Annotated in this window: 20 protein-coding genes; 14 read left to right on the forward strand and 6 right to left on the reverse strand. The window is 65.4% G+C overall.

Going from position 1 to position 23863, the window contains the following annotated elements; genetic code table 11:
* Nucleotides 1-5: 5 nt before the first annotated feature.
* From ABRP34_RS02250 to ABRP34_RS02275, 6 genes are all read left to right on the forward strand, one after another.
* On the forward strand, nt 6-1319 hold the full coding sequence (locus ABRP34_RS02250) for an aromatic acid/H+ symport family MFS transporter (protein ID WP_353712106.1): 1314 nt from the start codon (nt 6-8) through the stop codon (nt 1317-1319).
* On the forward strand, nt 1312-2583 hold the full coding sequence (locus tag ABRP34_RS02255; RefSeq protein ID WP_353712107.1) for an FAD-dependent oxidoreductase: 1272 nt from the start codon (nt 1312-1314) through the stop codon (nt 2581-2583). Before ABRP34_RS02250 ends, ABRP34_RS02255 begins: the two co-directional genes overlap by 8 nt.
* A gap of 158 nt (nt 2584-2741) precedes the next feature.
* Nucleotides 2742-3305, forward strand: coding sequence for an HAD domain-containing protein (locus ABRP34_RS02260; protein WP_353712108.1), 564 nt, complete (start codon nt 2742-2744; stop codon nt 3303-3305).
* Between the two features lie 187 nt (nt 3306-3492).
* Nucleotides 3493-4722: an inorganic phosphate transporter gene (locus tag ABRP34_RS02265; RefSeq protein WP_003805502.1), complete on the forward strand. Its 1230-nt coding sequence runs from the start codon at nt 3493-3495 to the stop codon at nt 4720-4722.
* A complete protein-coding gene (locus ABRP34_RS02270; RefSeq protein WP_003805503.1) occupies nt 4719-4940 on the forward strand; it encodes a hypothetical protein in 222 nt (73 codons plus the stop codon). The genes ABRP34_RS02265 and ABRP34_RS02270 overlap by 4 nt, the downstream gene beginning before the upstream one ends.
* A gap of 78 nt (nt 4941-5018) precedes the next feature.
* A complete protein-coding gene (locus tag ABRP34_RS02275; protein WP_353712109.1) occupies nt 5019-5573 on the forward strand; it encodes a dihydrofolate reductase family protein in 555 nt (184 codons plus the stop codon).
* A gap of 32 nt (nt 5574-5605) precedes the next feature.
* On the opposite strand, the gene ABRP34_RS02280 is transcribed toward ABRP34_RS02275, so the two are convergent.
* Nucleotides 5606-6184, reverse strand: coding sequence for a hotdog fold thioesterase (locus tag ABRP34_RS02280; protein ID WP_353712110.1), 579 nt, complete (start codon nt 6182-6184; stop codon nt 5606-5608).
* Nucleotides 6185-6362: 178 nt separating this feature from the next.
* On the opposite strand from ABRP34_RS02280, the gene polA reads away from it, so the two are divergent.
* From polA to rpsA, 3 genes are all read left to right on the forward strand, one after another.
* Nucleotides 6363-9002, forward strand: coding sequence for a DNA polymerase I (gene polA, locus ABRP34_RS02285; protein ID WP_353713289.1), 2640 nt, complete (start codon nt 6363-6365; stop codon nt 9000-9002).
* A gap of 96 nt (nt 9003-9098) precedes the next feature.
* Nucleotides 9099-10388 carry a GNAT family N-acetyltransferase gene (locus tag ABRP34_RS02290; protein WP_353712111.1) on the forward strand — a complete coding sequence of 430 codons (1290 nt, stop codon included), beginning with the start codon at nt 9099-9101 and terminating at the stop codon, nt 10386-10388.
* Between the two features lie 192 nt (nt 10389-10580).
* Nucleotides 10581-12056: a 30S ribosomal protein S1 gene (gene rpsA, locus ABRP34_RS02295; RefSeq protein ID WP_159632080.1), complete on the forward strand. Its 1476-nt coding sequence runs from the start codon at nt 10581-10583 to the stop codon at nt 12054-12056.
* A 139-nt stretch (nt 12057-12195) separates the two neighbouring features.
* Here rpsA and ABRP34_RS02300 read toward each other — a convergent pair whose 3' ends face one another.
* Nucleotides 12196-12762 (reverse strand): type 1 glutamine amidotransferase domain-containing protein, encoded by a 567-nt coding sequence (locus ABRP34_RS02300; RefSeq protein WP_353712112.1) that lies wholly within the window; start codon nt 12760-12762, stop codon nt 12196-12198.
* Between the two features lie 89 nt (nt 12763-12851).
* Nucleotides 12852-13538 carry a YigZ family protein gene (locus ABRP34_RS02305; protein ID WP_353712113.1) on the reverse strand — a complete coding sequence of 229 codons (687 nt, stop codon included), beginning with the start codon at nt 13536-13538 and terminating at the stop codon, nt 12852-12854.
* A 151-nt stretch (nt 13539-13689) separates the two neighbouring features.
* On the opposite strand from ABRP34_RS02305, the gene coaE reads away from it, so the two are divergent.
* The 3 genes from coaE (at nt 13690) to ABRP34_RS02320 (ending at nt 18374) form a co-directional block, all read left to right on the forward strand.
* On the forward strand, nt 13690-14925 hold the full coding sequence (gene coaE, locus ABRP34_RS02310; protein ID WP_353712114.1) for a dephospho-CoA kinase: 1236 nt from the start codon (nt 13690-13692) through the stop codon (nt 14923-14925).
* Nucleotides 14926-14986: 61 nt separating this feature from the next.
* Nucleotides 14987-17119 carry an excinuclease ABC subunit UvrB gene (uvrB, locus tag ABRP34_RS02315; protein WP_353712115.1) on the forward strand — a complete coding sequence of 711 codons (2133 nt, stop codon included), beginning with the start codon at nt 14987-14989 and terminating at the stop codon, nt 17117-17119.
* Between the two features lie 229 nt (nt 17120-17348).
* Nucleotides 17349-18374 (forward strand): TerC family protein, encoded by a 1026-nt coding sequence (locus ABRP34_RS02320; protein ID WP_003805519.1) that lies wholly within the window; start codon nt 17349-17351, stop codon nt 18372-18374.
* Between the two features lie 125 nt (nt 18375-18499).
* Here ABRP34_RS02320 and ABRP34_RS02325 read toward each other — a convergent pair whose 3' ends face one another.
* Nucleotides 18500-19855 carry an alpha/beta fold hydrolase gene (locus ABRP34_RS02325; protein WP_353712116.1) on the reverse strand — a complete coding sequence of 452 codons (1356 nt, stop codon included), beginning with the start codon at nt 19853-19855 and terminating at the stop codon, nt 18500-18502.
* Nucleotides 19848-20348: a GNAT family N-acetyltransferase gene (locus tag ABRP34_RS02330; protein WP_353712117.1), complete on the reverse strand. Its 501-nt coding sequence runs from the start codon at nt 20346-20348 to the stop codon at nt 19848-19850. Before ABRP34_RS02330 ends, ABRP34_RS02325 begins: the two co-directional genes overlap by 8 nt.
* 132 nt (nt 20349-20480) lie before the next feature.
* Between ABRP34_RS02330 and ABRP34_RS02335 the strand changes: the two genes are divergently transcribed.
* On the forward strand, nt 20481-21230 hold the full coding sequence (locus ABRP34_RS02335) for a 4'-phosphopantetheinyl transferase superfamily protein (protein ID WP_353712118.1): 750 nt from the start codon (nt 20481-20483) through the stop codon (nt 21228-21230).
* Nucleotides 21231-21251: 21 nt separating this feature from the next.
* Here ABRP34_RS02335 and ABRP34_RS02340 read toward each other — a convergent pair whose 3' ends face one another.
* On the reverse strand, nt 21252-22259 hold the full coding sequence (locus ABRP34_RS02340) for a M20/M25/M40 family metallo-hydrolase (protein ID WP_353712119.1): 1008 nt from the start codon (nt 22257-22259) through the stop codon (nt 21252-21254).
* A 529-nt stretch (nt 22260-22788) separates the two neighbouring features.
* Between ABRP34_RS02340 and sbnA the strand changes: the two genes are divergently transcribed.
* Nucleotides 22789-23862, forward strand: a complete 1074-nt coding sequence (sbnA, locus tag ABRP34_RS02345; protein WP_353712120.1) for a 2,3-diaminopropionate biosynthesis protein SbnA — start codon at nt 22789-22791, stop codon at nt 23860-23862.
* The last annotated feature ends 1 nt before the right edge of the window (nt 23863 follow it).

Consider the following 23863-nt stretch of genomic DNA (forward strand, 5'->3'; position numbering starts at 1 on the left):
GTGGCATGAATCACACACCTTCCGCTGCAGCGCCGGAGCGGTCCATGCCGGAGGCAGCCCTCCCGCCGGCGCCGGCGCCCCGTTTCTCGAAACAGTCCGCCCTTGCCGTGCTTGTCTGCTGGCTGCTGGTGGTCTTCGACGGGTACGACCTCATCGTCTACGGCACCGTCCAGTCCTCGCTGATCTCCGAAACCGGCTGGGGACTGAGCAAGGCCACCGCCGGAACCATAGGATCCATGGCCTTCGTCGGCATGATGATTGGGGCAATCTTTGCCGGCCGGATGGCCGACTCCTGGGGCCGCCGCCGCACCATCCTGGGCTGCGCCGTGGTCTTTTCGGTCTTCACCATCCTGTGCGCTTTCGCTCCCAACGCCGCCGTCTTCGGCGCCCTGCGGCTCCTCGCCGGCCTTGGACTCGGCGGCCTGGTGCCGTCGGCGAACGCCCTCGTTGCCGAGCTGGTGCCCGCCAAATGGCGGTCCACCGTTGCCACCCTGATGATGTCCGGTGTCCCGATCGGCGGATCCGTCGCCGCGCTCGTCGGCATTCAGATGATCCCAACCTTCGGATGGGAGTCAATGTTCCTGGTGGCCGTGCTTGCCCTGGTGATCGTGGTGCCTCTCGGACTGAAATACCTTCCGGAGACGCTGGCGCCGGCGGGTGGCCCCGACAAAGCCGCCACAGGCAAAGAACCATCCGGATTCAGTTCGCTGCTTCGCGCCCCCTACCTGGGGATCAGCGTGCTGTTCGCCGTAGCGACGATTGCCACCCTTTTCGCCTGGTACGGGCTGGGCACCTGGCTGCCCAACCTCATGCAGCTGGCCGGCTACAACCTGGGTTCCGCCCTGACTTTCGCCCTGGCCCTCAACCTCGGGGCGGTGGCCGGCTCGGTCATCACGGCCTGGGCAGGCACCCGTTTTGGTCCGATTCCGACGGCGATCGCCGCCGCCTTCGTCGCCGCCGGAGCGCTGGTGGTCCTCGTGCTCGGGCCGCCCGTCGGGGTCGTGTACTTCATGCTGGTCCTCGCCGGTGTGGGCACGCACGGCACTCAGTGCCTCATCATCGCCGCCGTCGCGAGCCACTATCCCGGTCATCTGCGGGGGACCGCGCTGGGCTGGGCCCTTGGCACGGGCCGGATTGGCGCCGTCGCCGCACCCCAGATAGGCGGCCTGCTGCTGGCCGCCGGGCTGGGCGTCAATTCCAATTTCCTGGCCTTCGCCGGAGCAGCCGCCATCGCCGCGGTGCTGCTGACCGCCGTCGGCCTCAAACTCAAGTCAAAACTCTCCATTTCACCTTCACCAACAGGAGCAATCAATGTCTGAACACGCCCCGTCTACCGATGTACCGTCCACCGATGTTCTCGTCATCGGAGGGGGAATGGCCGGACTGGCCGGAGCACTCGCGCTGCGTGAGAACGGCGCCAATGTCACCCTCGTGGAGCGGGCGCCGGAATTCGGCGAGGTGGGAGCGGGGCTGCAGATGGCCCCCAACGCCTCCCGCGTCCTCCGGCGCTGGGGACTGCTGGAAAAGGCACTGGAAATCGGTGTCCAGCCCAAGCACCTGGTCTTCCGCGACGCCATCACCGGCGAGGAGCTCACCCGGCAGACGCTCGGCGGCGAATTTGCCGAACGCTACGGTGCGCCGTACGTCGTGATCCACCGCAGCGACCTGCACCGGGTCCTGCTTGAAGGCTGTGAAGCTGCGGGCGTCAGGCTTGTCAACGATGTCATGGTCGAGAGCGTTGAAACCGTCAACGGCCGGGGCGTGGCGCACACCGCGGCCGGTGTGGACTACGAAGCAGACGTTGTGATCGGCGCCGACGGACTCAAGTCCACCCTGCGTTCGCTCGTGGCCAATGACGAGCCGGTCTCGTCGGCCTACGTCGCCTACCGGGGCACCGTTCCCATTACGGAAAACACCCCGAAGGCGGACCTGGAGGACGTCATCGTCTACCTCGGACCGGACTGCCACCTCGTGCAGTACCCGCTGCGCAAGGGCGAGCTGCTGAACACCGTGGCCGTCTTCAAGTCCCCTTCCTTCGAACGCGGCGAAGAGCAGTACGGCGGTGTGGACGAGCTCGAGGCTGCGTACAAGGACTGCGTCCCGGCCGTCCAGGAAGCGCTGAAAAACCTGGGCACCAGCATGCGCTGGCCCATGTACGACCGCGACCCGATCGAAAACTGGGTGGCCGGCCGGATGGTCCTGATGGGCGACGCCGCGCACCCGATGTTGCAGTACCTCGCCCAGGGCGCCTGCCAGGCGCTCGAGGACGCGGCCGTGCTGCAGGACGCCAGCAACGGCACGGTGTTCACCCCCGACGGCGTCAACCCCGGAGGCTGGGATGACGCCATCAGGGAATTCAACAACGTCCGCGCCGGCCGCACCGCACGGGTCCAGCGCACCGCCCGTATCTGGGGCGAATCCTGGCACGTCTCCGGACTGGCCCGGACGCTGCGCAACCTCCTGTTCAAGAGCCGGAAGGACAACAACTTCCAGTACAACGACTGGCTGTACGGCCAGGACGGCGACGGCGTTCCGGCCGCAGCGGTTCCGGCGTCGTCCGTGCGGGCAACGGTTCCGGCGTAGGGAACCGTACCGGGCGGGAGCATGCTGCCTGAAAGCCCCGTGCTGTCTGAATGCCCTGTGCTGTCTGAATGCCCTGTGCAACCTGAAAGCATTGCCCCGCCCGGCGGGCGTTCCGTAGCGTTGGGTCCATCGCCGGTAGCAGGCGTGGGAGGAATGCCGTGGGAAATGCCGCGCAGAGTGGAGACCCAGCGCCGAATGGAGACCCGAGCGCCCAGGTCACCCTGTACCTCGACGTGGACGGCGTCGTGTGCCCGTTCGGCCCCACGGGATCCACACCCTGGGGCTCAGCATGGCACTATGCCTCTGCCGGAATGCTGGAAGTGGCTTACGCGGTGGAGCTGGTGGCGGCCCTGAACCGGCTGACGCTGTGGCCCGGTCTGCGTTTCGTCTGGCTCACCAGCTGGGAGGAACTGGCGCCTGCAGTACTCTGCCCGGTCACCGGGCTGGAGGGAAGCTTGTGGCCGGTTCTGACCGCAGACGGGGCGGGAAGCGGCGCGGAGTGGTGGAAGCTGGAAGCCATCCAGGCGGATGTGGGCAGGAACACGCCGGAGCGCATCGTCTGGGTGGACGACCAGCTCGCCTTCGAGGGCCGCGCCCAGGCCTGGGCCCGGATCCTTGGCCGCCGTGCCATGCTGGTCTCGCCGGATCCACGGACCGGACTGTCGCCGGGCGAGCTGGAAGCCATCCGCGCCTTCGCCCGGCACCCGGACCGGCAGGCGTGACAGCACCTGCGCGGTGCAGGTTTGACCTCGTCTGCAGGGCGCGTACGATCGATAGGGTTTCAAGCCCGCCCTGCAGCTTCGCTACCCCACCCGGAGACGTTTTCTTTAACATCGGGTGAACTATGCTGTGCAGTGCAGGCAGGGGAAGTGGAACTGCTGAACGTAGACTCTGCAGATTGGGCAACAGGTGGACATCACCTTCATGGTGGCGCTGGTCATTGCGCTGGCATTATTTTTCGATTTCACGAACGGGTTCCATGACACCGCAAACGCGATGGCCACGCCCATTGCCACCGGTGCCATCAAGCCGAAGACTGCGGTTGCTCTCGCGGCGGCCCTGAACCTGGTTGGCGCGTTCCTGTCTACGGAAGTCGCCAAAACGGTCTCGGGCGGCATCATCCGCGAGGGGTCAGGCGGCGTCCAGATCACCCCTGACATCATTTTCGCCGGTCTTATGGGCGCCATCCTGTGGAACATGATCACCTGGCTCAAGGGACTGCCCTCCAGTTCATCCCATGCGCTCTTCGGCGGCCTCATCGGTGCCGCAATCGCGGGCATCGGGTTCCACACCGTCAACCTTGAGACGCTGCTCCAAAAAGTCATTCTGCCCGCAGTCTTCGCCCCGGTCATTGCAGGTCTTGTGGCCTACGTCTGCACCCGCATCGCCTACGCGCTCACCTCCCGGCACGATCCGGAGACAGGCAGCAAGCTCACGCAGAAGCGCGGCGGCTTCCGGACCGGCCAGATCTTCACCTCCAGCCTGGTGGCCCTGGCGCACGGCACCAATGATGCCCAGAAGACCATGGGCATCATCACCCTGGTGCTGATCGCGGCCGGGACACAGGATCCCGGTTCGGGCCCGCAGCTATGGGTGATCACGGCGTGCGCACTCGCCATCGCCATCGGAACGTACGCCGGCGGCTGGCGCATCATCCGGACCATGGGCGCCGGGCTCACCGAGGTGAAGCCCGCCCAGGGCTTCGCGGCCGAGTCAAGCACCGCCTCCGCCATTCTGGCCTCTTCGCACCTCGGCTTTGCCCTGTCCACCACGCAGGTGGCATCCGGATCAGTGATCGGCTCGGGCATGGGCCGCAGGGGAACCACTGTGCGCTGGGGCATGGTGGGGCGCATCGCCCTCGGCTGGCTGTTCACGCTGCCGGCGGCCGGCATCGTGGGTGCTTTGACCGCCCTGCTGGTCAAGACCGGGGTTGTCGGTGTGGTGATCGCGGCCGTGGCCGGCACCGCGGCCGTGCTGTACATGTTCCTGGTGTCCCGCAAATCCCAGGTGGGCCACCACAACGCCGTTGAAGTCGAAGAGGCCGGGCAGGCTGTCCGCTTCGCGAAGAAGAAGGCCCTCGCCAGGGCCCGCGCCGCCGAGCGCGCCAGGAACAACAACCCGAAGGGCCCGCAGCGATGAAGTGGTTGGAACTCGTCACCGTGGCAGGTGCCACACTGATCGCCGCCGTGACCGTCGTGGTCCTCTATTCCCTCGGAGTCCGGCTTACGGCCATCGCCGGTGACCGGCAGGTCGCCGCGCCCGTTTGGGTCAAGTACCTCTCCTACATCTGCTTCGGGCTCTGCGGCGTCGCCGTGCTGTTCGGGCTCTACCTGATCATTCCGTACTTCAGCGGCTAGCTGCACCGTCCGGCGGCGGACGCCCACGGGGCCGGGCTGCCCCTGTGAACCTCCATCCGGAGTGGCTAGGCTGGGCCCATGCCCAGTGTCCAGTATTATGTTGCGTCCTCCCTCGACGGCTTCATCGCCACCGCAGACGACGATCTTGCCTGGCTGCTGCAGTTCGACGGCTTCGAAGGCGGCAAGGAAAGCTACGAAACCTTCATGGCGGGCGTCGGCTGCATCGTCATGGGCGGGACCACCTACGAGTGGCTGATGGAGCACGAACCCGGCAACTGGCCCTACCCAGGCACGCCCTGCTGGATCTTCACCCACCACGAGTTCAGCGCCCCGCCGGGCGCAGACATCACGTTCGTGCGCGGCGAAGTGACCGAATTCATCGACGACCTCCGGCGTGACGCCGGCGGCAAAAACATCTGGATGGTGGGCGGCGGCGAGCTCGCCGCCCAGTTCGCCGACGCCGGCCTGCTGGACGAACTGATCGTCTCGGTCATCCCCGTGGTGCTTGGCGGCGGAAAGCGGCTGCTTCCCCTCGTCCAGGGCCCGACGGCGCCACTTGAGTTGCAGGAGGCGCGTCCCCAGGGGCGGGGGATCGTGGAGCTCCGGTACAGCTGGCCTGCGCGCCAGATTTAGGACGCGTCGGTCATCTGTCTACGGTTTCCTGCCTACCGGCCCGTGTCCCGGATGAGGTTGGTGATGCGCGCCGTGGACAGCCTCCGCCCCTGCTCGTCGGTCATCACGATTTCGTGGGTGGTCACCGTGCGGCCGAGGTGGATGGCCGTGCAGGTTCCGGTCACCGTGCCGGCGGAAACGGCGCGGTGGTGGGTGGCGCCAACCTCGATGCCCAGCGCCTGGCGGCCGGGACCGGCATGCATCCCGGCGGCAAACGACCCCAGTGTTTCGGCCAGCACCACGTGTGCGCCGCCATGCAGGATGCCTGCCACCTGGGTATTGCCCTCCACCGGCATCGTGGCCACGCACCGTTCGGGGCTCATCTCCAGGAACCGGATCCCCATCTTCACCACCAAGGCACCGATGCCGTAGTCGGCAAGCCAGCCGTGGAGGTGTTCCGGGACGCCGGCGGCAAACAGCTCTTCCCTGAACTGTGCTTCCGCTGTGGCTTCCACCGCAGCTGGCGCTTCAACCGCGGCAGGCGTTTTGCCGGCGGGGCGTGCTTCCGCCGTCGGGCCGGCCTCTGTGGGGCTGGCCTCACCGGCGGGCCCGGGCGTGAAATTGTCCATCATGGCAACTAGGCTGGCACCTGTGAGTGAAACAACCAAACCGGCCCCAATTCCGTCCACAACCCAGACCCTTCAGGACATCGCGGTGTCCTCGCCGGACGCCCCGTCGGTGTCGGCCACCGAGGCCCCCGTTATTCCCCTGACGGAGCAGCCCCGGCTTCTGGTGCTGGACGGGCACTCCATGGCCTTCCGGGCCTTCTTCGCCCTCCCGGCCGACAAGTTCTCCACCGCCCGGGGCCAGCACACCAACGCGATCCACGGCTTCACGTCCATGCTCATCAACCTGATCAAGGAGCAGAAGCCCACCCACATCGCGGTCGCCTTCGACGTCTCGGATGACACCACTCACCGCAAGGCCGAGTACAGCGAGTACAAGGGCGGCCGCAACGAGACGCCCCGGGAAATGAGCGGCCAGATCGACCTCATCGACCAGGTCATGGGCGCGTGGGGCATCAAGACCATCAAGATGCCCGGCTACGAGGCGGACGACATCCTGGCCACGCTCGCCGCCATGGGTGAAAAGGCCGGTTACGAGGTTCTGCTCGTATCCGGCGACCGTGACGCCTTCCAGCTCATCACCGACAACGTGTTCGTGCTGTACCCGAAGAAAGGTGTCAGCGACATCCCGCGCATGGACGCCGCCGCCGTTGAGGCTAAGTACTTCGTCAGCCCCTCGCGCTACTCGGACCTCGCGGCCCTGGTGGGCGAGACCGCGGACAACCTGCCGGGCGTCCCCGGCGTCGGTCCCAAGACGGCAGCCAAGTGGATCAACCTCTATGGCGGCCTCGAAGGCGTGCTGGAACACGTCGATGCCATCGGCGGGAAGGTGGGGGACTCGCTGCGCGCCAACGTCAACGCCGTCAAGCGCAACCGGAAGCTGAACCAGCTCCACACCGACCTTGACCTGCCGGTGACGCTGGACGAACTGGCTGATCCACGGCCGGACCAGCAGGCGCTGGAGGATCTTTTCGACGAGCTCGAATTCAAGACCATCCGCACCCGGCTCTTCGACCTTTACGCCAGCGAAGCCCCGGCGCCGGAACGCGAAGCCCTGGAGACCAGGGACTTCACCACGCTGACGGACGCCGACGCGCTCCGGGCCTTCCTCGAGGCCGGGACCGATCAGCGCTCCGCCCTCGCCGTGGACGTGCTGCCCGGCCGGATCGGCGAGGACGCGGACGCCGTCGCGATCGTGCGGGACGATGCCGCGGCCTACGTCGACCTCACCACGCTGGACGCCGAGGCGGAAAACGTGCTGGCCCTGTGGCTCCGGGACGCTGGATCCCCGAAGGTGACGCACGGCTACAAGGCAGCGCTGAAGGCACTGGCCAACCGCGGGTTCGGCCTGGAGGGCGTGGTGGATGACACCTCCATCTCCGGCTACCTCATCCAGCCCGACCGCCGCACCTATGAACTGGCCGAACTGGCCCAGTTCCACCTGAACATCCACATCACGCCCGAGGCCGCCAAGGCGGGCCAGCTGGAGCTGGCATTCGACGACGACGACGCCGCGGCGTCCGGCGCGCTGGTCCAGGTGGCCGCCGTCGTCCACAAGCTGAGCCAGTACTTCGAATCGGAACTGAAGGACCGCAAGGCCGAGGACCTGCTGGCCACGCTGGAGCTGCCGGTGGCCCGTGTCCTGGCGGACATGGAGACGGCCGGCATCGCCGTCTCCCTGGAGCTGATGGAGGAACAGCTGTCGGATCTGGCCAGGGTGATCGACGACGCCCAGGAACGGGCGTTCGCCGCGATCGGCCACGAGGTGAACCTCGGGTCGCCGAAGCAGCTGCAGACCGTCCTCTTCGAGGAGCTGCAACTGCCCAAGACCAAGAAGATCAAGTCCGGCTACACCACGGATGCCGCTTCCCTGAAGAACCTGCTGGAGAAAACCGGGCACGAATTCCTGGTCCAGCTCATGGCGCACCGTGAATCCGCGAAGCTGCGGCAGATGGTGGAGACACTCAAGAAGTCCGTGGCCGAGGACGGGCGCATCCACACCACCTACGCCCAGAACGTGGCCGCCACCGGGCGCATCTCGTCCAACAACCCCAACCTGCAGAACATCCCGATCCGCAGCGAGGAAGGCCGCCGCGTGCGTGGCATCTTCGTGGTCAGTGACGGTTACGAGTGCCTGCTGTCCGCAGACTACTCGCAGATCGAAATGCGGATCATGGCACACCTGTCCGGGGACGCCGGACTGATCGAGGCCTACCGCGAAGGGGAGGACCTGCACCGCTTCGTCGGCTCGTCCATCTTCCACGTGCCGCCGGCCGAGGTCACCAGCGCGATGCGTTCCAAGGTCAAGGCCATGTCCTACGGTCTGGCCTACGGTCTGACGTCCTTCGGGCTGTCCAAGCAGCTCGAGATCTCGGTGGACGAGGCCAGGAATCTCATGAAGGACTACTTCGACCGGTTCGGTGCCGTACGTGACTACCTGCGCGGCGTGGTGGACCAGGCCAGGGTGGACGGCTACACCGCCACGATCGAAGGCCGGCGCCGCTACCTGCCGGACCTCACCAGCACGGACCGGCAGCTACGTGAGAACGCTGAACGCATTGCCCTGAACTCGCCCATCCAGGGTTCGGCCGCGGACATCATCAAGCGGGCCATGCTGGGCGTGCATTCGGAGCTCGCCGCGCAGGGACTGAAATCACGCATGCTGCTGCAGGTCCATGACGAACTGGTGCTCGAAGTGGCCAAGGGCGAACGTGAGGCAGTCGAAAAGCTCGTCACGGAGCAGATGGCCGCCGCCGCTGAACTCAGCGTTCCGCTGGAAGTCCAGATCGGCGTCGGCACCAGCTGGTACGACGCCGGCCACTAGGCAAGTACACGGCGCGCGCAGGGCACTCTACGCGGGTGCCCTGCGCGTCACTGATTCGGGTTTACATCATTCATCGGTTCAAGGGGGAGCGGGCACGTGGCGGACAAGTACGAGATCAGGCGGTTCAGGGCGGCGGAGAAGGGTGCGCCCGACTACGCCCGGGGAACCGATTGGCTCCAGGCGGTGGGCTTCGGCTTCCACGACAGCCGCCGCAGCGACGAGTTCGTGGACAAGATCATGGCCATGTACCGGCGCGACGACCGCGAGCTGACCGGCGTCTACCAGACCGGCGACGTGGCGCCGCATTCCCTGGCGGCGGACATTCCCGTGGCCACGTTCGGCACGCTCCGCAAGGACCTGAACGTCGGCTACGGCCGCCAGCTTCGGACACACATGGTCACGGCCGTGACAGTGCGCGGGACGCACCGGCGCCAGGGCCTCCTGCGCCGCATGATGACCGAAGACCTCACCGCGGCCAAGGCGGAGGGGCTGGCGATGGCCGCGCTGACCGCGTCGGAGGGGTCGATTTACGGCCGGTTCGGTTACGGCGTCGCAACATCCGAGCGCAGCATCAAGGTGGACACCGGGCCCCGCTTCGGCCTCCGCCATGTGCCGTCGGGGACGGTGGAGATTGCCGACCGCAAGGTGCTCCTGGAGCTTGCCCCCGAAGTGTTCGAACGCGTCCACCGGGACACTCCCGGGTCGATCGTCCGGCAGGAGGCCTACCGGCAGAACGTCTCAGGGACAATCGGACGTGACGGCAACGAAGACGAAGGCATCAAATGCGCGCTGCACTATGACGCGGACGGAACCGTGGACGGCTACGTGTCCTACAAGTTCGCCGGCTGGGACACCAAACCGTACACCGTGGAGGTGGTGGACCTCGTGGCCGCCACCGACGCCGCGTACCTGGAACTGTGGCAGTTTCTCGGCAGCATCGACCTCATCCAGCGGGTCAGCTGGTCGGACGCTCCGGTGGACGATCCGCTGGTCTGGGCCCTGTCGGATCCTCGCTGCGTCGAAGCGTCCGATCACAGGGACATGCTGTGGCTCCGGATCCTGGACAGCGCCGGCGCACTCAGGGCCAGGCGCTATCCGGTGGACGGCACTCTGGTCCTGGGCATTGAGGACCCGCTGGGCTTCGCCGGCGGCACCTTCATCCTTGACGCCAGGGGCGGCGAGGCCACCGTTTCCGCGGCGGCCACGGATACGCAGCCGGACCTGTCGATGGACGTGGCGGACCTTGCCTCCATTTACCTCGGCGCGGTCTGCCCCGTCACGCTGAAGGCTGCGGGCCGGATCCTGGAGCACACACCAGGTGCCGCACACCAAGCGCAGCTAATGTTCGCCGTCGAACGTGCGCCACACTGCCTGACGCATTTCTAGCGCTTTGACCCCGCTTCGCGCTTGCCACTAGAATAAACGGGCGTGTACTACGTGCACGTTTTTTCTTCAATCCACAAAATCAGGATGACCAGGCACTTCCCTGCGAGGTGCCCGCACCTGCGCCTGCGTTCCATAACGCAGGCGCGGCGGTTTGCCTGACCGACTAACTATCCACAACGGAGCCCCTACTACATGACCATCACCTCCACCGAGAAGCCCGGTACCCCCGTAGTCGCGATCAACGACATCGGTACCGCTGAGGACTTCCTCGCAGCTGTCGACGCGACCATCAAGTACTTCAACGACGGAGACCTCGTCGAAGGTACCGTCGTCAAGGTCGACCGCGACGAAGTTCTGCTCGACATCGGTTACAAGACCGAAGGTGTCATTCCCTCCCGCGAGCTGTCCATCAAGCACGACGTTGATCCCGGAGACGTCGTCTCCGTTGGCGATCAGGTCGAAGCCCTGGTGCTCACCAAGGAAGACAAAGAAGGCCGCCTGATCCTCTCCAAGAAGCGTGCTCAGTACGAGCGCGCCTGGGGCGACATCGAGAAGGTCAAGGAAGAAGACGGTGTTGTCACCGGTACCGTCATCGAGGTTGTCAAGGGTGGTCTTATCCTCGACATCGGTCTGCGCGGCTTCCTGCCCGCATCCCTCGTCGAGATGCGCCGTGTGCGCGACCTTGCTCCGTACATCGGTCAGCAGATCGAAGCCAAGATCATCGAGCTGGACAAGAACCGCAACAACGTTGTGCTGTCCCGCCGTGCATGGCTCGAGCAGACCCAGTCCGAGGTCCGCTCCACGTTCCTCAACAAGCTGGAAAAGGGCCAGGTCCGTCCCGGCGTCGTTTCCTCCATCGTCAACTTCGGTGCCTTCGTGGACCTGGGCGGCGTAGACGGCCTGGTTCACGTTTCCGAGCTGTCCTGGAAGCACATCGACCACCCGTCCGAGGTTGTCGAAGTTGGCCAGGAAGTCACCGTCGAGGTCCTCGAAGTCGACCTGGACCGCGAGCGTGTCTCCCTGTCGCTCAAGGCTACGCAGGAAGATCCGTGGCAGACCTTCGCCCGCACCCACGCTCTCGGCCAGGTTGTTCCGGGTAAGGTCACCAAGCTCGTTCCGTTCGGTGCGTTCGTTCGCGTCGAAGACGGCATCGAAGGCCTCGTTCACATCTCCGAGCTGGCTGTCCGCCACGTTGAGCTGGCTGAGCAGGTTGTCTCCGTTGGTGACGAGCTGTTCGTCAAGGTCATCGACATCGACCTCGAGCGCCGCCGCATCTCCCTCTCCCTCAAGCAGGCTAACGAGGGCGTTGACGCAGACAGCACCGAATTCGATCCCGCTCTGTACGGCATGGCCGCTGAGTACGACGAAGAGGGCAACTACAAGTACCCGGAGGGCTTCGACCCGGAGTCCAACGAGTGGCTTGAAGGCTACGAGAACCAGCGCGCAGCCTGGGAGCAGCAGTACGCTGACGCCCAGACCCGCTGGGAAGCACACAAGAAGCAGGTTGCCCAGCACGCTGCCGACGACGCTGCAGCTGCAACGTCCGGCGACAGCGACTCCGGCACCACCAGCTACTCCTCCGAGCCGGCTGCCACCGATTCCGGTGCAGGCACGCTTGCTTCGGACGAGGCTCTTGCCGCACTGCGCGAGAAGCTGACCGGCAACTAATTGCCCGCTGCTTATTTGGCTGGGCTGGCTGAACGCCAGCCCAGCTGAACAGCAGTAAAAAGGTGGCCGTCCCCGAAAGGGGGCGGCCACCTTTTTGTCGCCGGCACTTGTGTTGTGCAGGCTGCCTGGATTGGCGGTGTCAGGCGGTCTGGCCGGCGTGCTCGCCTTCGGCGATCTCCTCCAGCACCTTGTTGTTGAAGGCCGGGAGGTCTCCCGGGTTCCGGCTGGTCACGAAGCCCTGGTCAACCACGACTTCCTGGTCGCTCCAGTTGGCGCCTGCGTTCCGAAGGTCCGTGGCCAGCGTGTGGTACGAGGTGAGGTTCCTGCCCTTGACGACGCCCGCATCGATGAGCAGCCACGGACCATGGCAGATGGCCGCCACGGGCTTGTGCTGTTCAAAGAAGCCGCGGGCAAACGCCTGCGCGTCCCTGTCCACCCTGAGGTGGTCGGCGTTCACCACGCCGCCCGGAATCACCAGGGCATGGAAGTCCGAGGCCTTGGCGTCCTTAAGGGTCAGGTCGACGTCGAAGGTATCGCCCTTTTCGACGCCCTCGAAACCCTGGAGTTTTCCGCTCTTCGGAGCCACCAGGACAGGTTCGCCGCCGGCGTTTTTGACGGCCTCCCACGGGCTGGTCAGTTCAACCTGCTCCACGCCGTCCGTCAGCAGGAACGCGACTCTCTTGCCGGTGATGTCGTGCTCTGACATACGTCCTCCTTTTCCGAGTGATGCCTTACAGATCCACCCTAGAAAAGCAGAAACTCATAAGCAAGCTGATTATTAGTTCGGCCTGCCCGTCAGTGCGGGACGTCAATCCACTCCGTGCCCTCGCGCTGGAGGGCCGCGCTTCCCGCGGTCATGGCGGCCAGCCGTTCGGCGGCCGCCGCCAGGTCATGGGTCGCATCCGGCAGGGCGAGCCGCAGCACCGTGGACTGAGCTTCGTAGCCGGTCTCCGCCATCGCGTAGCCAGCGCTGCGGAGATCGTTCTCGAGCCGCCCGGCCGCGCCGTGCGGTACCCGCACGGCACAAATGCGGAGCCGCCGGCGCTGCACCATTGGGGCCAACTCGAGCGCCGTGGAGACGGAGTCGGAGTAGGCGCGGACCAGCCCGCCGGCGCCCAGCAGTATCCCGCCGAAATAGCGCACGACGACGGCGCTCACATCACTGAGGTCCGTCACCCCAGGGGCAGTTTCCCGCCGGAGAAGGGCCTCCAGCATGGGGATCCCGGCCGTGCCCGAGGGTTCACCGTCATCACTGGAGCGCTGGATGTCCCGGTCCGGACCAAGCACGAAAGCCGAGCAGTGGTGCCGTGCATCATGGAACTCACGGCGGAGTTCGGACACCAGGGCGCGGGCATCTTCTTCGGTCACCGCGCGGCGCAGCACGGTGATGAACCGGGACCGCTTGATCTCGATCTCGTGGCGGAATCCGTCCCCCGCAGCCAGGGTGGTGAAGGCCGACGTCCTGCTCTGTTGCTCTTGCACCGCCCAAGTCTAGTCCGGGCGTGGGCCCACGCCGCCAGGGTTCCCTGGGCGAGCGGAGCGAGGTTGGGGGTGCGGTGGGTGGGCCCACGCCGCCAGGGTTCCCTGGGCGAGCGGAGCGAGGTTGGGGGGCGGTGGGGACTAGTCTTGGGGAGTGTTGAAGATTGGGTTGACGGGCGGCATCGCCTCGGGGAAGTCGCTGGTGGCAACACGCCTGGCGGAGCTGGGGGCTGTGCTCGTCGACGCCGACGCGATCGCCCGCGAAGTCGTGGAACCGGGCACTCCGGGCCTTGCCGCCGTCGTGGACGCGTTTGGCCCGGAGATCCTCGACGGCGAGGGCAGGCTCGACCGGCCGCGCCTCGGTGCCATCGTGTTTCAGCAGCCGGAACGGCGTGCGGAGCTCAATGGCATCGTCCATCCGCTGGTCCGGGAACGCGCCGCGGCGGTGATAGCGGCCGCGCCGGAGGACGCGGTGGTGGTGCAGGACATCCCGCTGCTGGTGGAAACCGGGCAGCAGAGGAACTTCCACCTCGTTCTGGTGGTGGATGCGCCCGAGGCTCTCCGGCTGCAGCGCATGACGAAGCACCGTGGAATGACTGAAGCGGATGCCCGTTCGCGGATGGCCGCCCAGGCGTCCCGGCAGGACCGGCTCGCCGCAGCGGATGTGGTCCTCACCAACTCGGGGACCCGCGAGGAGCTGCTGGCCGCGGTGAACGGGCTGTGGAACGGGCGGCTGGTGCCTTTCGCGCGGAACATCAGCCAGGGAGCGGTGGCCGCCCGCAGCGGCGCGCCCGTCCTGGCTGCGCCGAACCCCGACTGGCCGCGCCAGGCTGCCGGGCTGGCCGAGCGGCTGAAGGTAGCGGCGCCGGATGACGTCCTGGCTGTGGACCACATCGGGTCGACGGCGGTTCCCGGCCTCGAGGCGAAGGACGTCATTGACCTGCAGCTCGCGGTCCCGGACCTCGCGACGGCAGACCGGATTGCGCCCCTGCTGGGTGCCGCGGGGTTCCCGCTCTGGCCGGGCATCCTGATGGACAGCCCCCACGGGCGGCCCGATCCCGCTGCCTGGTCCAAGCGCCTGCACGGCAACGCCGATCCCGCGCGTCCGGTAAATCTCCATATCCGGGTAGCAGGTTCACCAGGCTGGCGCTTCGCCCTCTGCTTCCGCGACTGGCTGCGCGCCGACCCGGCCGCGCGGGAGGAATATGCAGCGGAGAAGCGCCGGGTGGCAGCCCTGCACGCCTCCGACGCCAACACCTCCGGCTATGCCGACGACAAGGAAGCCTGGTTCCGCGACGTCGCGGCTTCCGGAATGGAACGGTGGGCCGAAAGCAGCGGCTGGCAGCCGCCGTCGTACGTTTCCACCTCCGCCAACGCGGCCCAGGGCTGACAGCTACAGCCCAAAGCTGAATCAGGGGGTTACTGTCAGTGACCGGCGGTAGATTAGACCCATGAGTCTTGCGCAGGAGATCAACCGCGTCGTTGCCCCCTTCGAGGTCATCAGCGAGTTCCAGCCGGCCGGTGACCAGCCGGCTGCCATCGCCGAACTTACCGAACGCATCAGGAACGGTGAAAAGGACGTGGTTCTGCTGGGCGCCACGGGCACCGGCAAGAGCGCCACGACGGCGTGGCTGGTGGAACAGGTGCAGCGGCCCACGCTGGTGATGGTCCAGAACAAGACCCTCGCGGCGCAGCTGGCCAACGAGTTCCGCGAGCTGCTGCCCAACAACGCGGTGGAATACTTCGTGTCGTACTACGACTACTACCAGCCCGAGGCCTATGTGGCGCAGACGGACACCTTCATCGAGAAGGACTCCTCCATCAATGAGGAAGTGGAGCGGCTACGCCACTCAGCCACCAACGCCCTGCTGACCCGCCGCGACGTCATCGTGGTGGCCACCGTGTCCTGCATTTACGGACTCGGCACCCCCGAAGAGTACATCGCCGGGATGGTCACCCTCCGCAAGGGGGAGGAGATGAACCGCGACGACCTCCTGCGGAAATTCGTGTCCATGCAATACGTGCGCAATGACATGGACTTTCACCGGGGCACCTTCCGTGTCCGCGGCGACACCGTGGAGATCATCCCCATGTACGAGGAACTGGCCATCCGGATCGAATTCTTTGGTGACGAGATTGAGAACATCCACACGCTGCATCCGCTGACCGGTGAGGTGATCCGGGACGAGGAGGAAATGTACGTCTTCCCGGCCTCGCACTATGTTGCCGGTCCCGAGCGCATGGCCAGGGCAATCAAGCGGATCGAGGACGAGCTCGCCGACCGGCTGAAGGTCCTGGAAAGCCAGAACAAACTCGTCGAAGCCCAGCGGCTGCGGATGCGCACCACGTACGACCTCGAGATGATGCAGCAAATGGGCTTCTGCAACGGCATCGAGAACTACTCCGTACACATCGATGGCCGTGACCCCGGTACGGCTCCGCACTGCCTCCTTGATTATTTCCCTGATGACTTCCTGCTGGTGATCGATGAATCCCACGTCACCGTCCCGCAGATCGGCGCCATGTACGAAGGCGACATGTCCCGCAAGCGAAATCTGGTGGACTTCGGGTTCCGGCTGCCCTCCGCCATGGACAACCGCCCACTTAAGTGGGACGAATTCCTCCAGCGCGTAGGCCAGACCGTCTACTTGTCCGCCACGCCCGGCAAGTACGAACTCGGCAAGGCCGACGGCTTTGTCCAGCAGATCATCCGCCCCACCGGTCTGATCGACCCCGAGGTGGTGGTCAAGCCCACCAAGGGGCAGATCGATGACCTGCTCGGCGAAATTAAGACGCGGACAGAGAAGGACGAACGTGTCCTTGTCACTACGCTTACCAAGCGGATGGCCGAGGACCTGACCGACTACCTTCTTGGCCACGGAGTGAAGGTGGAGTACCTGCACTCGGACGTGGACACCCTGCGGCGCGTGGAGCTGCTCCGCGAACTCCGGATGGGCACGTTCGACGTCCTGGTGGGCATCAACCTGCTCCGGGAAGGCCTGGACCTGCCAGAGGTCTCGCTGGTGAGCATTCTGGACGCTGACAAGGAAGGCTTCCTGCGGTCGTCCACCTCGCTGATCCAGACCATCGGCCGTGCCGCACGTAACGTCTCCGGACAGGTGCACATGTACGCCGACCGCATCACGGACTCCATGGCCCACGCCATCGAGGAGACCAACCGGCGCCGCGCCATCCAGGTGGCGTACAACACGGAAAGAGGCATCGATCCGCAGCCCCTGCGGAAGAAGATCGCCGACATCACGGACCAGCTGGCCAAGGAAGACGCCGACACCCATGCGCTGTTGGGAAGCTTCGACTACGGCAAGGGCAAGCGCGGTATCACCTCGGCGGCCAAGCCCGGTGCCAAGGATGGCAAGGGGGCCAAGAAGGGCGCTGCTATCGTCCGGGCAGACGGGCTGGCGGCCGCGCCCGCCGAGGACCTGGTGGGACTGATCGAACAACTGACCGAGCAGATGCACGGAGCGGCAGCCGAGCTGCAGTTCGAGGTGGCTGCGCGGATCCGCGACGAGGTTTCCGAACTCAAGAAGGAACTGCGCCAGATGCAGTCCGCCGGTCACGCCTGAGGCTGGCGTAGATGCGGCCGGCACGGGGGCGCGCCGTCATCTGGCGCGCCGGGCGCCGCCTCTAGGGTAAAGTTGAGGTCACGTAGGGGAGTATCCCAAGCGCTACGAACGTCAACACGCAGGGCACAGATGCCCTGCCGGGCGTAGCGGGCAGCCACATCAGCACCAAGTGCACAGGTTCGCCGGAGAGACTTACACCGGTTTTTTGTACCCTGCGAAAGGCATTTTTGTGGAACTTCCCGTCTGGTTCGAGGTCGGCTCGTTCGTCGTCCTCGGCATCATCCTCCTTATGGACCTGCTTCTGGTAGTGCGCCGTCCGCACGAACCCTCCATGAAGGAAGCCGGCCTCTGGGTGGCCTTCTACGTGGCACTGGCCCTCGTGTTCGCCGGTGCCATGTTCATGTTCACGGGACCTGAGTACGGCAGCCAGTTCGTGGCCGGCTGGGTGACTGAGTACAGCCTCAGCATCGACAACCTGTTTGTCTTCATCATCATCATGGCCCGCTTCTCGGTGCCTCGTAAGTACCAGCAGGAAGTCCTGATGGTGGGCATCATCATCGCGCTGATTCTGCGCGGCATCTTCATCATGCTGGGCGCCATCGTGATCGAGCAGTTCAGCTGGGTCTTCTACATCTTCGGAGCCTTCCTGCTGTGGACCGCCTGGAAGCAGGCCCAGGACGAGGGCGAAGACGAAGAGGACAAAGAGAACGCCCTCATCAGCAAGCTCCGCAAGGTCATCCCCATGTCCGAGAAGTTCGACGGCGGCAAGCTGCGCACCACCGTGGACGGCAAGAAGGTCTTCACCCCGATGGTGATCGTCTTCATCACCATCGGCATGACCGACCTGCTGTTCGCCGTCGACTCCATCCCGGCAATCTTCGGTCTGACGCAGAGCGCCTTCATCGTCTTCACCGCGAACATCTTCGCCCTGATGGGCCTGCGGCAGCTGTACTTCCTGCTCGGCGGCCTGATGAACCGCCTCATTTACCTGAAGCACGCCCTGTCCATCATCCTGGCCTTCATCGGCGTGAAGCTGATCCTGCACGCCATGCACGTCAACGAACTGCCGTTCATCAACGGCGGCCACCACATCGAATGGGCCCCGGAAATCCCGACGTATGTGTCCCTCGCGGTCATCATCGGCACCATCATCATCGCCGTGATCGCCAGCCTGGTGACCTCCGGCGCGCAGCAGGCCAAGCTGGACGCCCGCCTCGAAGAGGACGCCCGGAAGAGCCTGAGCGACGTCGACTAGGTTTTACTGATCCGTTTCAGCAGAAAGCAACCCCGGCCACCTCGTGGCCGGGGTTGCTTTCTTTTGGGGCTTTGTTCGTGGGGCAGGCTCTGCCCGCGGGGCTTAAGTGTGCGTTCGCGCTGGTCTCAGCGGGCTGCGCGGACCATGCCGAGCAGGCGACCGAAGATGGCCTCACCGTCGTCGGCGATGCCGTCGTGGTGGAACTCTCCGGTTTCCCAGGTCTTCAGCTTGCGGACAGCGGTGGCGGTCTCCATGGAGAGCCCGTGGTCCACGTAAATATCGTGGCGGTAGACGGCGGCGGCCGCCGGCACGATGTTGGCGGCCAATTGGGCCGTGTCGTAGAGCGGTTTCCAGTCAGCCTTGGCCGCCAGCAGTTCCGCCACATCCTTGAGGGGACTCAGGGCGGGATCCTGCTCGAAGTACCAGGGGTAGACCATCTCGCCGGTCAGGAGTATCTCGGCAGCGTCCGGGCTGAACTCGGGGAACTCTTCAAGGATCCGCCAGGCCGCCCAGCCTGTGGCCGTGCCCTGGCCGTAGATGGATTCGTGCATCAGCGCGTACAGGGGGTTGGCTGCGCGCGAGACCAGGCCGCGGACCTGCTCCAGGAACGGGTCTGAGAGCCGTGGACCTTCTGGTGTCTCCACGAAGGCGTCCTCCAGCAGGTTGTGCAGGTTGTCCACCCGGGTGTTCCCGCCGAGGAAGGATCCCACCATCTGGAACCTTTCCACGGTGAGGGGGGACCCGTCGGGGAGTTGTTCCGCCGTGCTGCGAAGATGATTGGTGACCCGGTTTACGGTTTCCCGGTCCTCGGGGTACCAGCCGAAGTATTCTGCGTTGCGGGCTGCCACCCGCTTAAAGGTCTCGCGGTAGACCCGGTCGGGGGACCCGGTCAGCGGAGCAAGCCCGCCGGTGATCAGCACCTCGCGGAGGCCGGTGGGCGCGAACGACAGGTAGGTCAGCGCGCAGAAGCCGCCGTAGCTCTGCCCGTAGACGGTCCACGGCTCGGCACCGAGAGCCTGGCGGATGAGCTCGGCGTCGGCAACGATCGAGTCGGCACGGAAGTGCTCGAGGTATCTCGCTTGTGCCGCCGCATCCCCACGCAGCGGCAGGGTGTTGCGGTCAATGGGGGAGGATAGCCCGGTTCCCCGCTGGTCCAGCATCAAAATGCGGAAGTCCTTTGCAGCTGCCTTGCTCCAGCCGCCCAGAGACGCGAAGCGGTTGCCCCGCCCGCCGGGGCCGCCCTGCAGGTACAGGATCCACGGCAGGTCAGCCGCCTCGGCCTCGCTGTGCTCGGCGGACACATACTCGCGGGCGAAGACTGTGATGGTCTCTGCCCCGTCTTTCCCGTCCGGGCCGGCAAAATGGTCCAGCGGTAGCGTGAAGTAGTGTTCCGCCGTGCGCATGCCGCGGAACTTGTGCCGGGCACGGACTGTATGGAACGGGTCCTTGCGCACAGTGGTGTCCAGCGTTGCCTCAGCCATGGACACCGGCCTCGCTGCGGCTGCCGAATTCGGCCAGCGCCGTTCCGGTCAGCCGGAACGTGGACCATTCCTCCATGGGGAACGCACCGAGCTTCCGGTAGAAGTTGATGGACGGTTCGTTCCAGTCCAGGACGCTCCATTCGACGCGCGCGTAGCCACATTCGACGGCGGTCGCCGCCAGATGCTGCAAAAGGGCCTTCCCGTGGCCCTCGCCGCGTGCCTCAGGGGTGACGTAGAGGTCCTCCAGGTAGATCCCGTGGACGCCCTCCCAGGTTGAGTAGTTCAGGAACCAGAGTGCGAAGCCACGCACCTCGCCGTCCTCGTTCTCGGCCATATTGGCGTACACGCGCGGGTCGCTGCCGAAGAGCACTTCGGTGAGCATCTCGGGGGTGTTGCGGACGGCCTCCGGCTCCTTTTCGTAGACAGCCAGCTCGTGGATCAGCTGCAGGATTACGGGAACGTCGGCGGGCGTGGCGGGACGGATTACACTCATGAGTTCGAGCTTACTGCGTCCGGGCTTGCCGGATCAGGCCACCGGCATGCCGGCAGGATGCCAGCTGCGTATAGGCTGTTGAGTCCAATGACCTATCAACAGTGCAGCGACCCTTCCGGAGACAATGTGCAAATGCCGGCAGACCCGGATATTGACCGGCTTCTTCTGGCTGCGGTCAATCTGTCCGGCGTCGACCTCCGCCAGGCCGACACGTTGGAGGAGAACGAGCGTCAGCGGGCGGCGTCATTCGGCTCGGGGATTCAGCGGGACAGGTTCCTGGCCGGGCGCATTGCGTTGCGTCGCCACGCCGCCGAGGCGGCAGGGACCGGGGCCGGAGCACTGCGGGCCGACTACGTCTGCCGGGAGTGCACCCGGGACGACCATTTGCATGGAATGCCCCGGTACCAGGCCGGCCCTTCCGGGCAGACCGTCCTGGCGAGCCTGAGCCGCGCGGGGGACTGGTGCCTCCTGGCCGCGACAACCGACGAACAGGTGCTGGGAGTCGGTGTGGACCTCGAGGGCAGCACCGCCGCAGGTTTCGACGGGTTCGGACAAGTTGCACTTTCGGCGCGGGAGCGGGAACTACTGGAGAGTGTGGAACCGGCGCTCCGGCCCGGCCTCCAGACACGCCTGTGGACACGCAAGGAGGCAGTACTCAAAGCCCTCGGCAGGGGGTTGGCGGCCATCGATCCGAGCCTCGTGGACGTTGCCGGTCCAGTTCCGCTGCTGCCGGCCTTTCTGCAGGATCCGGGCGCGCCTGTGGTGGAGGACCAGGACAGCGGCTGCCGTCGTTGGCTGGTCGAGGCCGTGAATCCGGGCTCAGTGGGGCTGCCGGATTCCTTCACTGCGGTAGTGGCATTGGTCATGCAGCCTCGGCGTTAGACCGCAGCCCCGGGCCCGCCGTCAGTCAGGGCGAGGCAGCATCGCGAAGGCAACCGTCACATAGCCCAAGGCACCCGCCATCTCGTGCAGCAACTGCCGGTCGATGTTTGAAATGTCGTCGCAGGCCCTGTGGTAGCACGGATCGTGCTCGTTGTTCTCAACGCCGCCGAACTCCGAGACCTGTTCTGCCGTCTTCCCGTCTTCGTCTCCGGTGAACAGGCCGCCCGTGGGGATGCCGGCTTTCAGGAAGGGATCGTAGTCGGAGTCGCCATCTTCAAATTCCGTGGGCTCGGTCGCCAATCCATTCTGAGCGAAATAGTCCAGGAAGGTGCGCTCGATTATGTCCGAGCCGGCCGGACCGACAACTCCGAAGCTTGAGCCATCACCGTCGTGGACGAACCGTCCGCCGTTGGGCGATGCGACCATATCCAGGTTCAGGTTCAGCATGGTCTGCGTGTTTTCCTTGGTGCTGAGCGAGTCTACATAGTGTTGGGAGCCCAGCAGGTCCACCTCTTCGGCGCCCCAGAAAGCGAGACGCACCCGGTTCTTCGGCTGAATGCCCGTTTCGGTAATCCAGCGGGCCGTTTCGAGGAGGGCGGCCACACCGCTGCCGTTGTCATTGATTCCGGGACCCCTGCGGACAGAGTCCAAGTGCCCGCCCACCACGATGGTGTGGGTCGGGTCGCCCGCGGTATCCGCAAGGATATTGAAAGTCTCGACGTCAGCGTCGTCATCCCGATAGGTGAACACCTGCCGGACGGGCTTGTACCCGGCTGCGCGCAGCTGTTCCTCCACGTACCGGGCTGAGGCTTCATAGCCCGACGTGCCAGAAGCACGGTTTCCTCCCGCGCCGTCCGCGACCTTCTGCAGTGCCTCGAGGTGCTTCATCAGGTTCCTGCCGGCGAACGCGGCATGTACCTGGCTGGCCTTTGCCTTCGGTGCGGCGGCAACACCTTCCGGCGCTGCCGGGGGCCCCGGCTGGTCGGGCTGGGCCGGTAACTGCGGCGATTCCTCCGCCGGCGAGGTCACAGCGGGTGGCGGCTGGATCGGGTTCCTCGCGGCCGGGGACGAACATGCCGGCGACAGCATGGCGAGAGCAGCAATAACGGCTGCTGCTGTGTTCCTTTGGAGCCGGCGCCTCGTGCGGAACGCATCCATGGTTGAAAAATACCGCTTGCTTTGAGACCTCGAAAGGCCTCCGGCAAGAGTCAGGTAGAGCCCGTCACAAAGCCCGAGGAGTGCAAGTAAGTAAGTACTCACCTGGGTAGGGATGCAGGTACTCGAAGTGGTTGCGGTGGGCCACGAAACCTGTCTAGGGTCGAACCAGCAGGTTTGAAGGCTTATCCCGGAGCACTAGCGGTGGGGAAGCCGGGTATTGCTGCTGGGGGAAATAGCGGTGACCGCAGTGTTCCTTTTGTGCCGCTCTGCGCGGCACTTCTTGAAAAGTGATTCTGGTACGGACGCAGATGTCCGCCACCCTTCGCACACAAGCTGGCAGGAACATGGCAGGAACATCCCCAACCCTGACCAGGCTCATGGCAGGGGAACGAGTAAGAACATGCCGATTATCAAGGATCCGCACCTGTTCAACGAGCAGAGCCTGTTCGTCGATTTGGAAGGGGTGTTGGGCTGCCGCCTCTTTCTGAAGATCGAGGGGTTCAATTTCGCCGGCTCTATCAAGCTCAAGCCCGCGCGGGAGATGGTTGAGCGCGCCGAGCGGGAGGGGCTGATCGGTCCCGGCTCCATCCTCGTGGAGTCCTCCTCGGGAAACCTCGGCGTCGCGCTCAGCATGATCGCCGCCAGCAAGGGGTACCGCTTCGTGTGTGTTATCGATCCGCGCTGTAATCTGGCAACCCGGCAACTCATGGAGTCGCTCGGGGCACAGGTGGACCTGGTGACCGAACCGGATCCCGTCGACGGCTTCCTCGGAGCCCGGCTTAACCACGTGCGGGACTTGTGCGCGTCCGACGCGCGGTACATCTGGCTCAACCAATACACCAATCCCGGCAACTGGGGCGCGCACTACCGCTGGACTGCCCCCGAGATCTCCATTCAGTTCCCCGAACTGGACGTGCTGTTCGTGGGAGCCGGGACAACAGGGACCTTGATGGGTTGCGCGCGGTACTTCCGTGAGCACCGGCCCGATGTCCGGATTGTCGCGGTCGACGCCGCAGGATCGGTTTCGTTCGGCGGCCAGCCGGCCACCCGCCTGATCCCGGGACTCGGCATGAGCGTGCGGCCGCCGCAGCTCGACGAGTCCTTAATTGATGACGTGGTGATGGTCGAAGAAGTGGACACGGTGCGCGCCTGCCACCGCCTCGCGGCTGCCGGCTTCATGCTCGGTGGCTCCACCGGGACCGTGGTCCACGGCGCCACGTCCTGGCTCGCCGACCACGCCGCCCAGGACCTGACGGCGGCGGCCATCTCCCCGGACATGGGCCGTCCCTACCTGGACACTGTCTACAACCCTGACTGGGTGCACGAGCATTTCGGGGCCGAAGCGCTGGCAACCGCCGATTTGACGGCGGCTCCGGGCCGACGGTCCGACCCGGTGTCGGCAGCACAGCACCCAGCACCTGTACCTGTGGGCAATTACGTCGCCACCGCCGCACTAGGGAATTTCCTGCAGTGAA

This window comes from Arthrobacter sp. K5 (assembly GCF_040448525.1).
Lineage (GTDB): Bacteria > Actinomycetota > Actinomycetes > Actinomycetales > Micrococcaceae > Arthrobacter > Arthrobacter globiformis.

Bases quoted from the DNA above. Each gene is read 5' to 3' on its own strand.
- polA (WP_353713289.1), top strand. From the start codon at position 6,363: ATGGCCTTCCGGGCCTTCTTCGCCCTCCCGGCCGACAAGTTCTCCACC.
- ABRP34_RS02270 (WP_003805503.1), top strand. From the start codon at position 4,719: ATGAAGTGGTTGGAACTCGTCACCGTGGCAGGTGCCACACTGATCGCC.
- ABRP34_RS02330 (WP_353712117.1), bottom strand. From the start codon at position 20,348: ATGAGTGTAATCCGTCCCGCCACGCCCGCCGACGTTCCCGTAATCCTG.
- ABRP34_RS02280 (WP_353712110.1), bottom strand. From the start codon at position 6,184: ATGATGGACAATTTCACGCCCGGGCCCGCCGGTGAGGCCAGCCCCACA.
- sbnA (WP_353712120.1), top strand. From the start codon at position 22,789: ATGCCGATTATCAAGGATCCGCACCTGTTCAACGAGCAGAGCCTGTTC.
- ABRP34_RS02335 (WP_353712118.1), top strand. From the start codon at position 20,481: ATGCCGGCAGACCCGGATATTGACCGGCTTCTTCTGGCTGCGGTCAAT.
- ABRP34_RS02275 (WP_353712109.1), top strand. From the start codon at position 5,019: ATGCCCAGTGTCCAGTATTATGTTGCGTCCTCCCTCGACGGCTTCATC.
- ABRP34_RS02325 (WP_353712116.1), bottom strand. From the start codon at position 19,855: ATGGCTGAGGCAACGCTGGACACCACTGTGCGCAAGGACCCGTTCCAT.
- ABRP34_RS02255 (WP_353712107.1), top strand. From the start codon at position 1,312: ATGTCTGAACACGCCCCGTCTACCGATGTACCGTCCACCGATGTTCTC.
- ABRP34_RS02250 (WP_353712106.1), top strand. From the start codon at position 6: ATGAATCACACACCTTCCGCTGCAGCGCCGGAGCGGTCCATGCCGGAG.
- rpsA (WP_159632080.1), top strand. From the start codon at position 10,581: ATGACCATCACCTCCACCGAGAAGCCCGGTACCCCCGTAGTCGCGATC.
- uvrB (WP_353712115.1), top strand. From the start codon at position 14,987: ATGAGTCTTGCGCAGGAGATCAACCGCGTCGTTGCCCCCTTCGAGGTC.
- ABRP34_RS02300 (WP_353712112.1), bottom strand. From the start codon at position 12,762: ATGTCAGAGCACGACATCACCGGCAAGAGAGTCGCGTTCCTGCTGACG.